Genomic DNA, 13807 nt, shown 5'->3' with positions numbered 1-13807 from the left:
CCCATACCGCACGCGGCATGTCAGATGCCGCAGCGCCACCAGGATGACAGCATGGAACACAGCATGAGCCTGCCCACCGCTTTCCTCGCCGACGTGAAGCGCCTGATCCCCGCCGAGCGTCGCTTCGATGATCCGTTGTCGACCCTCGCCTTTGGCACCGACGCCAGCTTCTATCGGCTGATCCCCAAGCTGGTGATCCGCGTCGAATCCGAAGACGAAGTCGTGACGCTGCTTAAGCTGGCGCAGGTCGACCGTGTTCCAGTGACATTCCGCGCGGCAGGCACCAGTCTCTCGGGCCAGGCCATCAGCGACTCGGTGTTGCTGGTCCTCGGCGATAACTGGAACGGTCGGGAGATTCGCCACGAGGGCGAGCAGATCCGCCTGCAACCTGGGGTCATCGGCGCACAGGCCAATGCTTGGCTGGTCCCGTTCGGACGCAAGATCGGTCCTGATCCGGCATCGATCAACGCCGCCAAGATTGGCGGAATCGTCGCCAACAACTCCAGTGGCATGTGCTGCGGCACGGCGCAAAACACTTATCACACGCTGGCCGGCATGCGCCTGGTGCTGGCCGATGGCACCCGTATCGACACCGAAGACGCCGCCAGCGTCGCGGCCTTTCGGGCAAGCCACGGCGAGCTGCTGGAGCGCCTGGCTCAACTGGCCCGCGAGACCCGCGCCAACACCGAACTCGCGGCAAGGATTCGCCACAAATATCGCCTGAAAAACACCACGGGCCTGTCGCTCAACGCCCTGGTCGACTTCGAAGAGCCGCTGGATGTCCTCAGCCACTTGCTGGTCGGCTCCGAAGGCACACTTGGCTTCATCAGCGCAGTGACTTACGACACCGTGCTCGACCATCCGAACAAAGCCTCGGCGCTGATTGTGTTCCCGGATGTAGAAACCTGCTGCAACGCAGTGACCGTGCTGAAAACCCAGCCGGTGTCTGCAGTCGAATTGCTCGACCGACGCAGCATGCGCTCGGTACAGAACAAACCCGGCATGCCGCCTTTCGTACGCGAGCTGTCGGAAAATGCCTGCGCCCTTCTGATCGAAGCCCGGGCAGCCACTCAACCGCTGCTGCACGAACAGCTGGCGCAGATCATGGGCTCGATCGCACATTTCCCGGTGGAAAAGCAGGTCGACTTCACCGAAGACCCCATTGAAAACGCACGCCTCTGGGCCATTCGCAAGGACACATTCCCTGCCGTTGGAGCCGTACGTGAGACCGGCACGACGGTGATCATCGAGGACGTGACCTTCCCCGTCGAACAACTGGCAATCGGCGTCCGCCGCCTGATCGAACTGTTCGACAAGCATCATTACGACGAAGCGATCCTGTTCGGCCACGCGCTGGAAGGCAATCTGCACTTCGTCTTCACCCAGGGCTTCAACGACCCGGAAGAAGTCGCCCGCTATTCGGCGTTCATGGATGACGTCACGCAACTGGTGGCGGTCGAGTTCAACGGATCGCTCAAGGCCGAGCACGGCACCGGCCGCAATATGGCACCCTTCGTCGAGCTCGAGTGGGGCAGCGACGCCTATCAATTGATGTGGCAACTCAAGCGCCTGCTCGATCCCAACGGCATCCTCAACCCCGACGTGGTGCTTAGCGAAGACCCGCAGATCCACCTCAAGCATCTCAAGCCGATGCCAGCTGCCGACGAGATCGTCGACAAGTGCATCGAGTGCGGGTTCTGTGAGCCGGTCTGTCCCTCGAAAGGCCTGACCCTGAGCCCCCGCCAGCGCATCGTCATGTGGCGCGATATTCAGGCGAAAAAACGTGCAGGCACCGACACCACCGAGCTAGAGCGCAATTACCAGTACCAGGGCATCGACACCTGCGCCGCCACCGGGCTTTGCGCGCAACGCTGCCCGGTAGGCATCAATACCGGCGAGCTGGTGAAGAAACTGCGCGCGCAGCGAGCCACTCATGGCAAGACCGCAGGTTGGCTGGCCGAGCATTTCTCCAGTGCGCTGAAAGGTGCCCGATTTACCCTGCATGCTGCCAACGGCGCGCGCATGTTATTGGGGGCGCCAAGACTGGCGAAGCTTTCTGCCGTGCTGACCAAGGCTTCATCCGGTCGCGTCCCGCAGTGGACACCGGCGATGCCGCAAGCGGAAAACGCCATTCGCTTCACCCCACCGATCGAAGATCAGCGGCCGCGTGTGGTGTACCTCGCTGCGTGTGTGTCGCGAGTGATGGGCCCTGCAGCGGCCGATCTCGAGCAGATGTCACTGATGGACAAGACCCGCGGGCTGCTGGAAAAAGCGGGCTATCAAGTGGTCTTTCCCGAAGATCAGGACAGCCTGTGCTGCGGCCAACCCTTCGCGTCAAAAGGCTACAACGGGCAGGCCGAGGAAAAGCGTCAGCAACTGCTCGCCGCATTGACCAAGGCCAGCCGCGGAGGCCTCGACCCGATCTACTGCGACACCAGCCCCTGCACCCTGCGCCTCGTTGAAGATCTCAAGGAAAGCCGCCTTGATCTCTACGATCCGGTGCGCTTCATTCGCACTCATCTGCTCGACAAACTGGTGTTCACCCCGCAACAAGAAGCCATCGCAGTCCACGTCACATGCAGCACTCAACATCTGGGCGAAAGCCAGGCGCTGATCGAATTGGCGCGGCTGTGCAGCGTCAACGTCGTCATTCCCGAAGGCATCCACTGTTGCGGTTTCGCCGGCGACAAGGGTTTCACCACACCGGAGCTGAACGCCCATTCGCTGCGCACATTGAACGATGCCGTGCAGCATTGCAGCGAGGGGATTTCAACCAGTCGCACCTGCGAGATCGGCCTCACCCAGCATGGCGGCATCGACTATCACGGGCTGGTCTATCTAGTGGATCGCGTCACCCGACCAAGATCCGCTTGATGCACACAAATGGGGCGACGTTCGCCCCATTTTTGCCGACACATGCTGCAACATGGCTTTTTCACACCATTTGCAAAATAAATAGAACCCCTGTGATAGCGCACAGTCCATCTCTTTAAGCGCCACGACCCAGTCGGCGCTTATACCTCTATCTCGGAAACCGGCCCCGTAGAGCGGCCATACCGAGTCCACAGGCTTAAGGAGATACACATGAAGCGCACCGCACTGACTGGCTTGTTTCTTACCGCTGCACTGTTGGGTTCCCCGGTATTCGCTGCCGACGACCTTTGCGGCGCCAACCTGCAGACCCTGAAAGATGCGCAGACTTCCTCTGCCTCCAACCTGAGCGCAGACACCAAGAGTGAGACCGACACCGCCCAGGAACAAGCGCTCGCGGCTCAGAAAGCGGGCGATGACAAAAAATGTATCGAGATCACCACCAAAGCTATCCAAAATCTGAAAAACATTGGTTCGGGTAGCGAAGGCGGCACCGCCAAGTAATGATTGGTCGGGGTCGGCCTTGAGCCGACCCATCAATCTGCAGCGACGCGTGAGGTGACGTATCCCATTGATTCGGGTACACTCCGCGGCCTGACTGCTAGAGCAGCAGAATTGGGGCCGATTAGGATTCGACGCCGGTGATGAAACTTTAGGGGCATGCCGACTTGGTAACAGAAGTCGTAAATCCACTGTTGCAACTTTCTATAGTTGCCAATGACGAAACCTACGGGGAACAAGCTCTCGCTGCGTAAGCGGCGCTAGCCTTCCTTCTGGTAGCTTCGGCTCCAGCAATCATCAGGGGATGCCTGTAAACCCGAAATGATTGTCATACAGAACAGGATCGCCGTGCAGTACGCTGTGGACGAATCGGCTAAAACTTACACAGCTCGCCCAAAGCACCCTGCCCGTCGGGTCGCTGAGGGTTAACTTAATAGACACGGCTAAGCATGTAGGCCCGAAAGCGGAGTACTGGCGGACGGGGGTTCAAATCCCCCCGGCTCCACCATATCCTTACACAGCGCCCCGTTTTCGGGGCGTTGTGCTGTCAGAAGCTAGTATTTTTAGCTTGTGCGCCACCAAGGCGTGACACTCTGGTGAGGCATCAGCCGGTGCCTCCCATGAAACAAGTCCCCTCGTACCTCTCACGAAACCGCCACGGCACATACTATTTTCGGATAGTCATCCCCGCATCAATACGATCAATTGTTAAGGGCAAACGCGAAATTCGGCGGTCACTAAAAACTGACAGCCAAAAGCTAGCTCTAAAGCGTGCAAGGCAGCATGCTGTCCGCTACGAATCAGTTTTCGACCGGGTATTGATGATGTCCTCACAAGACGACTATGAGCCCTCTGAAGAGGATTACGAGATTTTTGAGCAGCTAGCCAAGGCTACTTCCTCCTCGCCGCAGCACGGGGTTTGGGGGAGCTCAGAAAGCGACGCTACTGAGCCTCCTGAGATTCTCTCAGACGCGGAGCTTGAGGCTCGACAGCGCCGCAGCGAGGTCGGCCGACTTCTGACGGGCGCATATGGACGTGACATACCTGAAAGCCTAGAACCGTTGGCAAAACGATTGCTAGCTTCAACCGAAAGCTATTTACCTACGGAGCTGCGCAAGGCACTGCCGCGCGTACGTGATGAATTAGTCAGAGGCGACGTATTGCCGGCAACTCCAGCCCAAGCCGCGCAACGGAAAGCATACGATCCGATGACGTCAGAGTGGACGCTTTATCAGGTCTGGGAGCATCAACTAGATCGAGATCGGAAAAACCTATCGTCCAAGGGCGGCCAGGCAAGGCACAGCGGCACGCTCGAAGAGCGCGAGAGACTAGCCCGGGTGATGACCATCCTCACTAGGCACACTCCAGTACGCAAACTTACGAAGCGCGATTGGCAGGAAGCCTACGACGCCGCCCTGAACGTCCGTAGCGGAGCCAAAGCATCTATAGCTCCTGATCCAACAGACTTCGACGAACTCATGACTGACAAGCCGGAGGAAATGATCGGGCATGAACGTCTCAGTGCGCTACTGAGCTTTATGAAGCAAATCCAGGAACACGCTCGCCGTATCCTTGATCTAACCGATGTACGCCCAGACGATTTGGTCATCAACAATGTGGAAAAACGTGATTCCGCCAGAACTCGCGAGGGCGTTCCTTTTTCTCAGTCGGACGTGGAAAAGATTTTTTCCGGCTATATTTATGTCGGCGCCCTCCCAACCAACAGAAGCAAAGCGTATCCGTTTTGGTTTTGGGTTCCACTTATTGGGTATTTTACAGGCGCACGAACCAACGAGATCGCGCAGCTCGATACCGCTGATATCAGAGAAATCGATGGACTTCCATGCATAGACTTCTGCCCGGATGCGCCCAAAAGCCATGAAGCAAAAAGGATAAAAACGGGCGAAGCGAGACATGTACCTATTCACCCGAAACTATTGGAGCTAGGTTTTCTAGATTACGTCGCGAGCTTGCGCCAAGAGAACCAGAAAAAGCTGCTCGGAGACGGACTGTCTTACCTTCCAGGGCGAGATGATGAAGCAGATCACAATAAAGAGGGCTGGGCAAAGGCAGCCGGGAAATTCTTTAATGAAGCGCCGAAAGGATATCTCGTTGAGATTGGCGTGCATGTCCCGTACGACGGCAAAAGTATCTACTCCTTCAGACATACGCTGGAAACCAATCTGCGGAATGCTCGTCGAGATGGGAACCCCGTCGATCAAAGCATTATCGATGCTATCACCGGCCATGTTGCCGAAACTATTGCTGGCAAACATTATGATGCCGGAGCTACTAACGAGCAAAAGCTGAAGGCATTAATGCATTTACCTATTCCGGCAGCAATCGAACGACTGACCTCTTACAAAGTCGATTTCGAAAGTCGTTTTGGAGAAGTATTAGTCAACAGTATCGCGAACCATAGGAAAAAGCGCTCAAGGACCCTATGAAGGGGGAGTAGTAGAATTCTCTACCGACGAACTGGGAGAGGAAGGCCCTTTTCAACGAGTGAAAAGGGCATATAATTCACTGAAAGGCTATGTTGAACTCCGCTGTATCGCCAGCCAGGAACTTATCATTCAGATCGGATGCTCGTTTCGTAACATGGTTCTCAAGAACATCCGCACTTGCACGCAGAGCAACGGCCCGCTCCATTAAATCAGCAATTTTGTTTTCCACGCTTTCAGCTAAACGAACTACCGGAATGGCCGCGACGTCCTCAGGATCAAGATGAGGGATCGAAGTTCCGTAAGCATTGCGAATTACAAGCGGACGACCTAGCTGCGGATGACCAAGCACCGTAAAAAGGTATCCAGCCCGAATCTTGCTTTTATCTGCAATTATGCGAACCAAGTCGTGAGAGAAAAACGCATTCTCATGCGGCTCGGTCATCAATGCAACACTTCCGTTAAGACCATAGGTCTGACCTGAACATGCCATTATAATCCAGCCGGACTTAACTCGATACGAATCTGGATTTTCGGCCTGCTCAATCATTACCTTTTTAATATTCGATGGATTGATAGAAAACAGATTGTCGGCGCTCATGTATCTGACACCCGCCTCACCAAAAACTCGCTTGAAGCGAGTCATCCACCACACTTTCTCGGTGACATCCCGTAGAGGCTCAGTCTTAAGCCCTACTCTTTCAAACTGGCGAAGAATTTCGGTTGCTACCGGCGAATGATAAGATGCTTCAAAACGTCGGCGCTTACCAAACAATTCAGTGGTGCGAACTGAAAATCCAACAGAAGCCTTTTCAGAGCTGATCGCCTGTTGATCAATCGCCGCACTGAAAATACTCTCCGCTTGTACCTGTAAATCCCAAGCCTTATTCCTTGCGTCAAGAATTTCGCTAACTTGTGCTTGAAACTCAGATAAAACGTCATCACGCGGAACCGGGATAGGCAGCGCGTGAAGATGACTAGGCTCAAGGTGCTTGATCATGTGCCCGTACTGCGCGGATGTCATCATCGCAGCGCCCTGACTGGAGCGTAGGAAGGCGTACAGCCAACCCCAGGCAGCATTGTCTTTTGGCGTAATTCTCAAGAGGTCGTGAGAAATGAGCACCCCTGTATGGGCATTGTATATAAGGGTCACACGGCCTACGTTGCCGGAGCAGGTGACCACGATAGTTCCGTTATCAATGAATCGCTCACTACTACCAGCTGTTCGGTCCAAAGAAAGGAATTTACGCGGGCTGGGGCGTAGATCGTATACCTGCGTTGCCGCCAGAAACGGGGTGCCATGCTCTTTTGTTAACTGAATGCCTTTCAAACGAGAGGGCTGCCATACTGTAGCCAACTTCGAAAGGGTAGGTAATGGAACGTGCTGCGACTCGAATGCCAGACGCACGCCATAGCCACCTAGAAGATAGTTATCACCTTCCAGCCGACGATCACCACGCTTCAGAATCGAGGCAGAGATGGAGGTCCATTTGGCCTCGTGCCAACGCCAAGACTGCTGCTCATCGCGCGGCGCGCTTAGTTTTGCTCTGATAGCCATTTACGGAATGCCTGCGCGATCTGAAGGGTGTTGTCGTCGACCACTTTTTTCAGGGTCTTTTGCATTTTGTAAACTGGTCTTCCCTCAACATATTCTTTCACCGTCTCATCTACTTCCTCGACGATTTCATTACCTTTTTCATCTCGCACATACGTACGATTTCCGCGCTTGTCATGCCCGACGTGATCCGCGACAGCCATAAAGACGGAATATTCATTAGCACGACCTGCTGCTTCCTCCAGCGATATCTGCGCATCCGTTTTGCGCTCAACAATCAGCACACTTGTCTGAACACTGACATTGGGCTGAAAGGTATCAGGATGTAAATCAACAGAGGCAAGCACCCTTGTGTTTTTAAGTATCCATTCGCGCACATACCCCAAGCCTGGCGAGCCTAAGATGCCATCAGGTAGCACCATCGCTGCACGTCCCGTCCCAGGCTTCAGAAACTTCACACAACGCTCGATGAAGAGAATTTCTGGGGGTTGAGACTTCTGCACGGCAGAGTTCATCGTCCATGTGTCCTGCTCACGATTGTAGGTCCAAGAATGACCCAAATCGTATTTCTCCAAAATAGCAGGATCATCGATAGGGATCTTTGATCCAAACGGAGGATTCGTGAAAATGAGATCGACATTATTTATCAGATTACGCTCACGAAGTTTCTCTTCCCAAGTCGCCGGACTAGCCAAGGAATTTGCTTGATACAAGCCACCGGCACCGTCGTTGTTCATGACCATATTCATTTTGGTCGCCTTGACCAACTCAGGGTTGAAGTCAAGCCCAACGATAGACGAGCCGGCAAACTTAGCGATGCGCGCAGTGATTTTGGACTCAGCGCGTGCCAAATCCCCTTTCCACTTATCAATCTCAATAAATCGTATTTTTTCAATTACATGATTCATCGCAGAAATTAAAAATCCGCCCGTACCGCATGCTGGGTCTAATATTGTTAACCCTTCAACCGGGTCCAACATTTTGACCGCCATTTCACATATATTTCTGGGTGTAAAAAACTCTCCACGGTCGCCGCGAAGATTTGAACCTACGATTTCTTCGTAGGCATGGCCTTTCACATCGACATCACTTTCCAAAAGTGAGTACATCTGAAGCTGAGAAACGATGTACGCCAACACAGGAGGATTTAGAGCAATGACATCGTTCGCTTGAAAGATAGCGGTATAATCATCTTTAACGGCTGAAAACAGCTCTTCTATTCGTTTCTTAACTTTCAACTGACCATTCATGTTGGTCCGTTCATTGGCAGCAGCGAAGAACTCTACCTCTGCGCTGTTACGCTCGTCATGAATTTTGCAAAAAATAAGCTTCAGTAGCTCCCAAAATGCTTGGGGCTTTTGCAAACCTTGGTTCCCAGCGATGTAATTATGGCATCGACGAAATGCGAAAAGTAACGCATCAGAAGAAGCCGGTTTCAACTGATCGAAACGGGGACGTTCTGCTTCATCACCAGTCTTGCCAAATGTTGGAAGATCCGGGATTTCTTCAAACCTCACCGTGCCCGACATCTCAACCTTGCGGTAACAGAAACGCTCGACGCCATTGGTCCACATCCCATAGACGGCATTTGGGCTAGCTGCCATGTAGCTTTGTAGCTGACCAACCCCTTCCTTTCGATCCGCCGACTTCACGCGCTGCTCTTTGCATTCAACGATGACGTAGGCGTTCTCTTGCTGATGAGCTTCACCTCCTAGAAAGATCACTAGATCAGCTCTAGGCTTGCGACTGCCCAGCCTGAGAGTGAATTCGACCGCAATGTCGCTTTTTGGATAACCGTACTCACGGACAAGTGATTTTGCGATTTCTTGCCGAACGTATTCTTCAGGTGTTTCCACGCGCTGGGTGGCACCGTCGATAAAATCGAGGACCCGTCCTTGTTGGACTATGACCGCAGTTGGGAAGGTTTTGACAGTTTCAACCATGTTGGGAAAGGCTCTCACAATGCATATGCGCCACCGTTACCGGCAGGGTGGCAAATGTGTGACTGTGCCATGCGAACCGCTCTGAAGCCAGCGACATAACCCTTCAATCGACGATAGCGCTGTATCGCTGCCTAAATGCAGACCATTTCTGCACGAGCAATCAGATCAGAGTCACGCCACCGGCCTTTGCCTTGCAGCCGAGCAATAGTTTGTCACTGCGGCTTCCTCATCAGCGAACTGAGCCTCATTGCTCTCACTGCGAAAGGCCAGGGTCCTAGCCCTAATCTTGACAGCGGGTGTTCGGAATCACTACCGAAGCGATATCAGAGGAGTAGACAGGTTTGATAGTCAGCCGACCATCTGTCGCCATCTATCAAATAGCTCTCGTAAATAGCTATATGATCAGATTATCATAGACCTATCAAATTTTAGTCTAACGGATAAACGCTAATGCTCGCCCATCTCTACCTCCGCGCATCGACCAAAGATCAAGACGCCAACAGAGCGAAAGCTGCACTCGAAGCCTTTGCCACAGAGAAAGGGCTCGATATCGCGGGCTTCTACGCGGAGAACATCAGCGGGACTAAGCTTGATCGCCCTCAGTTGCTCGCCATGCTCGAAGCAGCAGCACCCGGTGACATCTGTCTATGTGAATCCGTAGACAGGCTTACTCGCCTCTCTCAGTCGGATTGGAGATCGCTAAAAGCTACGATTGAAGCTAAGGGCTTGCGGCTGGTCATCGCTGACCTACCAACCAGCCACTTACTTGTACAGGACAGCGGTATCACCGGCCAGATCATGGAAGTGGTCAACGGCATGCTGATCGATCTTATGGCAACAATGGCTCGTCTCGATCAAGAAAAACGCGTGGAGCGTATCCGCCAAGGTATCCAGAACAAGCAGGCCGCTAACCCTGACTGGAAGCCTACCGGCAAGAGCAAGGACGCGGCCAAGTGGAAGAAGGTTGAAAGCATCCTCGCAAAACATCCGCAGGCGTCTGCTGAAGAGGTCGCCAAGATGGCCGAGTGCGGCGTTGCGACTGTGTACCGCATCAAGCGGGCGCTGATCGCCTGAGCTAGCTGTAAGGTCCCCTAGCCCGCCTCGTGCGGGCTTTGTGCTTCCTGGCATTATGTCAGCGCCCACGGACGAATTTTGTCCGGAGTCGGTAGCGTGAATTTCAGGCGCATGGATCAAGAAACCAAGACTTTGAGCCAGCCAATCTTCCAGTGATAAATGTCGAAAAAACGCTTGCAAATCAAGAGACTACCTGAAATCAAACGCTAGACGCTAAGCATTCAACGCCTTATCATTAACCCACTGCTCAATAGAAGCAGATTAACCATTAAACAGACGAGAGACTCATTTATGAACCGCTACCAATACCCTAAACGAAGGATACGCCTCGATGAGTACAATAGAAGAAAACGCTCGTGATTTCCTCAGTAACTCACTCAGCTCATACCGCCGACTAGCGCAACATCTGAACAACAGCAATCCCAGAACCGACGGGGTTCGCTGGACGAAAGATTCCGCCTACCATCTCTGCCGTAAGAATGGCATCCGTTCGCCCAGACCATGCAGGAACCAACCCGCTGCGGCGATCACGCAACGCCGCCATACACGCCAGGCCATCACCGAAGCTCTCATAGAAGGGCTTAGAGCATCCGGCACCCTGCTCGCCTCGCTAGCGCCCTTTCAAACCAACGATGTCGCTCGCTTGTCCGGTTTTCCGCTCGCCACCGTTACAGGCAACTGGGGCCGACTTGAATGCGAGTTGTTAGCCCTAGCAAAGCTGCCTCCAAAGCCGACTGTCATCCCCTCCCTTGAAGACGAGGTGTGAGATGCCCGGCAAAAAGTCCACTCCAGATCAAAATACCCAGGTCGTCATTCTCCGGGAAGCTGGATACACGCTCCCGGTGATTGCGGATCGCCTGGACCTCAGCATCAGCACTGTGCAACGCATCATAAAGACCAACAAGGCTGTCGCGGGCGCAGGAACAAGGGCCCTCATCGACAAAGCGAGGGAAGAGCTGCTCAGCTCTGCTTTCTCACTCGAAGCAGTACAACAGACAGTAGCGACACTGGTAGCTGATGAGCTGGCACTGAGTTATCTGATCAGGACCAAGATCGGTAACGCCTTGGAGGCGCTTGACCCGACGGACCCGGTTGCATTCAGGGGGCTCGCAGCTGCATCAACGGCGCTAAAGCTAACCCAAGATGTGACCCGACGATCTCTGCCTATCGAGAAACTCAATCAGGCACAGGACATCGAAGAGCTTCCTACTCTTCAGATTCATATTCTGTCTGAACAAGATGTAGCTGAGATGCGCGCAAAACAGCGCCTTGAGGAAGCAGAGATGAATGGAGACGCTCAAGGAATCGAGGATGAAATCGCGAACCTTGAATGGATGGAGCGCCGCAGGCTCGCGCAGTCAGATCAAACGGATGAAGATGATGATGTGGTGTGTGAAGGCTTTGACCTACACATGACCGGGACGTGAACAGTCAAAGTGTCAAAACCCTAGAAATAGGTGTAAGGACCGAACACACTGGCGATTCTGCCGGGATGGCGATTTTGAAAATCCAATCTATCGGATCGGTGCAGAGTAAAACCATGACGTACCAGCACAGGGACCTCAGCGGGAGCAATTTTGTTGAGGGCGACGCAATCGAGGCGAGCGGCCCTTTTCCAAAAAAGGCTGCTATTACACCCTCAGCAAAAAAGCGCTGCACACCAGCTATCGCGGGTGTCTTGGCCGGTTTCTATACGTCCCATGTGAAGAACCTAGCAGTATTAGGGGAATTGGACCTTCAGGAAACAAAAGACCAAGCACGCATAGATAGACTGAAAGTCAATAACGAGCACCTAAACGCAATCGCGCAAAACTATGCTTCTCGTGTATCCCTTCACGACTGGAAAAGGAGATTGTCGGCTGACACAAAGCGAGCGTTTAGCTTTCTAGGATTCTCTCTGCAATCTGACGCTCAGGTAATAAATTTCCGTTTAAGCCACGAGGTAGCTGAAGCCGCCTTGTCAGCCAAGAAAGGACCGACCGATTACCTTTCGGCCCTCCTCAGAACACTTGGCATCGTAGACCTGGTTTTTGTCTTGGAGCTTGCCAGCAGTGACAGCGAAGAGAACCATCCCTTACACCTTCATGGCATCGCCCGCATCCCGGATAGGATCTCTACGCAAGCTATTCGAGGGCTACTTGCGCCGGAACCCGATCTGGGCGCATCACCTCCGACAAGAGGTTATCGCCAACGCTGGAGCAATAAGGCCATCGCAGTGACTAAGCTTCAAACCCCAGGCACGTGGCTATCCTACAGCGGTAAAGAGTTCGACTATACCGCCCACAGTTTGCAATCCAGTCCGGAATACGCCAGCCGATCCGCGACCTCTACAGGTCGAGAACTTTATGAAGCTATGAGAGCCTGGCTGCGCTCATAGAGGCATTTACAGGCTCTGTACGCCTTTCAACTGCGTGCCCCAGAGGCGACCGATAGATCAGAATGAGCACGGCAGGATGACTGATTGTCACGGGAAACTGTGAAATGGCTTCCAAATTAGGTCTTTGCCAGGCGTTTTAGCGCAGCCATGTACCGATAGATTTGTTCCCGGTCACCAGAGTATCCGTCCTGGAACTCGCTGAAAGAAATGCCGGCATTCGACTCACTCAGCCCAAGCGTTCTAAGATACGACATCACTGCCATACCATCTAACTGGCGGGTATCTTGGCTAACACGAATGCTTTTTGTGTTGTAGCGGATGACGTACGCTCCGCCGCTAGCCTCCTTGCAACTCCCGCCCGCTTGTTCGCACTTGGCGATGAACTCGGAAAGTTTCATCGCGCTTGGGCGAGCGTTCACGGTTACCCAATGCTGCCTGATCCAGGTGGCTAGCACATCGACAATACCATCCGCGTCCAAACCATGATCTAGATGAGGATATTCATCAGCGGTTACCGCCACGACAAAATCATAAATCTCATCATCCGAGACCTTTGCGTCGAGACGTTTTCCGTTCCGACTAAGCGTCGTAAGCATGCTAACCAACGCAGTGCGTTTGTTGCCGTTGTGAAAAGCGTGATTCTTGGTAAGCGAATGGAACAGGGCGGCTATTTTCTCCTCGGGCGATTCATACTTATCCACACCCCCCATTCCAGTAAGAGGGCGATTGCATGCTGACTCAAGAAGGGGGAGAGACTTGACCCCCGGAGGAGATATAGGGTCGTCTTCCGCTTCAAAAATCACCGTCAGCTCTTGGTGAATGCGTTGCAAATCTTCGTGATCGGGGAGCCACATCGGCATAAATTCCTTTTTATGAGTACAGGCAAGCGGTATGCGAAAGTCAATCCGCATTTTGTTAGCGCTTGAGGCTACCATGGGTTCGGCATATGCAAAATCTACATTCGCATCGTATTAGCTATCTAAGCTTTCAGCTAGGTTAAAGCTCCTGCGGCGACTCATCCCAGGAGCTTCCATTCACAAAT

General features: G+C 53.4%; 10 protein-coding genes and 1 other RNA gene. 8 read left to right on the top strand and 3 right to left on the bottom strand.

What is annotated here, in order from left to right; translation table 11 throughout:
- The first annotated feature begins 63 nt into the window (after positions 1-63).
- From CE491_RS27180 to CE491_RS27165, 4 genes are all read left to right on the top strand, one after another.
- Positions 64-2874: an FAD-binding and (Fe-S)-binding domain-containing protein gene (locus CE491_RS27180; protein WP_110951484.1), complete on the top strand. Its 2811-nt coding sequence runs from the start codon at positions 64-66 to the stop codon at positions 2872-2874.
- Positions 2875-3084: 210 nt separating this feature from the next.
- The gene (locus CE491_RS27175; RefSeq protein ID WP_110951399.1) at positions 3085-3375 is read left to right on the top strand and encodes a hypothetical protein; all 291 of its coding nucleotides are present in this window, start codon (positions 3085-3087) and stop codon (positions 3373-3375) included.
- Between the two features lie 113 nt (positions 3376-3488).
- Positions 3489-3880: a transfer-messenger RNA gene (gene ssrA / locus CE491_RS27170) on the top strand.
- 112 nt (positions 3881-3992) lie between these two features.
- Positions 3993-5819: a site-specific integrase gene (locus CE491_RS27165; RefSeq protein ID WP_110951398.1), complete on the top strand. Its 1827-nt coding sequence runs from the start codon at positions 3993-3995 to the stop codon at positions 5817-5819.
- A 76-nt stretch (positions 5820-5895) separates the two neighbouring features.
- Here the strand turns inward: CE491_RS27165 and CE491_RS27160 are convergent, their stop codons facing one another.
- The gene (locus CE491_RS27160) at positions 5896-7374 is read right to left on the bottom strand and encodes a restriction endonuclease subunit S domain-containing protein (RefSeq protein ID WP_110951397.1); all 1479 of its coding nucleotides are present in this window, start codon (positions 7372-7374) and stop codon (positions 5896-5898) included.
- Complete coding sequence (locus CE491_RS27155; RefSeq protein WP_110951396.1) at positions 7353-9314, bottom strand: N-6 DNA methylase; 1962 nt, start codon at positions 9312-9314, stop codon at positions 7353-7355. The genes CE491_RS27160 and CE491_RS27155 overlap by 22 nt, the downstream gene beginning before the upstream one ends.
- 450 nt (positions 9315-9764) lie before the next feature.
- Between CE491_RS27155 and CE491_RS27150 the strand changes: the two genes are divergently transcribed.
- From CE491_RS27150 to CE491_RS30920, 4 genes are all read left to right on the top strand, one after another.
- On the top strand, positions 9765-10388 hold the full coding sequence (locus CE491_RS27150) for a recombinase family protein (protein ID WP_110951395.1): 624 nt from the start codon (positions 9765-9767) through the stop codon (positions 10386-10388).
- A 331-nt stretch (positions 10389-10719) separates the two neighbouring features.
- Positions 10720-11154 carry a hypothetical protein gene (locus CE491_RS27145; RefSeq protein ID WP_110951394.1) on the top strand — a complete coding sequence of 145 codons (435 nt, stop codon included), beginning with the start codon at positions 10720-10722 and terminating at the stop codon, positions 11152-11154.
- Between the two features lies 1 nt (position 11155).
- Positions 11156-11815, top strand: a complete 660-nt coding sequence (locus CE491_RS27140) for a helix-turn-helix domain-containing protein (protein ID WP_110951393.1) — start codon at positions 11156-11158, stop codon at positions 11813-11815.
- On the top strand, positions 11812-12765 hold the full coding sequence (locus CE491_RS30920) for a hypothetical protein (protein ID WP_234407691.1): 954 nt from the start codon (positions 11812-11814) through the stop codon (positions 12763-12765). The genes CE491_RS27140 and CE491_RS30920 overlap by 4 nt, the downstream gene beginning before the upstream one ends.
- Before the next feature lie 116 nt (positions 12766-12881).
- Here CE491_RS30920 and CE491_RS27130 read toward each other — a convergent pair whose 3' ends face one another.
- Positions 12882-13619, bottom strand: coding sequence for a type II toxin-antitoxin system death-on-curing family toxin (locus CE491_RS27130; protein ID WP_110951392.1), 738 nt, complete (start codon positions 13617-13619; stop codon positions 12882-12884).
- Positions 13620-13807: the final 188 nt, after the last annotated feature.

Origin of the sequence: Pseudomonas bohemica (genome assembly GCF_002934685.1) — a bacterium.
In the GTDB taxonomy this organism is placed as follows: Bacteria; Pseudomonadota; Gammaproteobacteria; order Pseudomonadales; family Pseudomonadaceae; genus Aquipseudomonas; species Aquipseudomonas bohemica.
The sequence above is the reverse complement of the archived record's forward strand: the minus strand, read 5'-3'. Positions and strand labels throughout refer to the sequence as shown.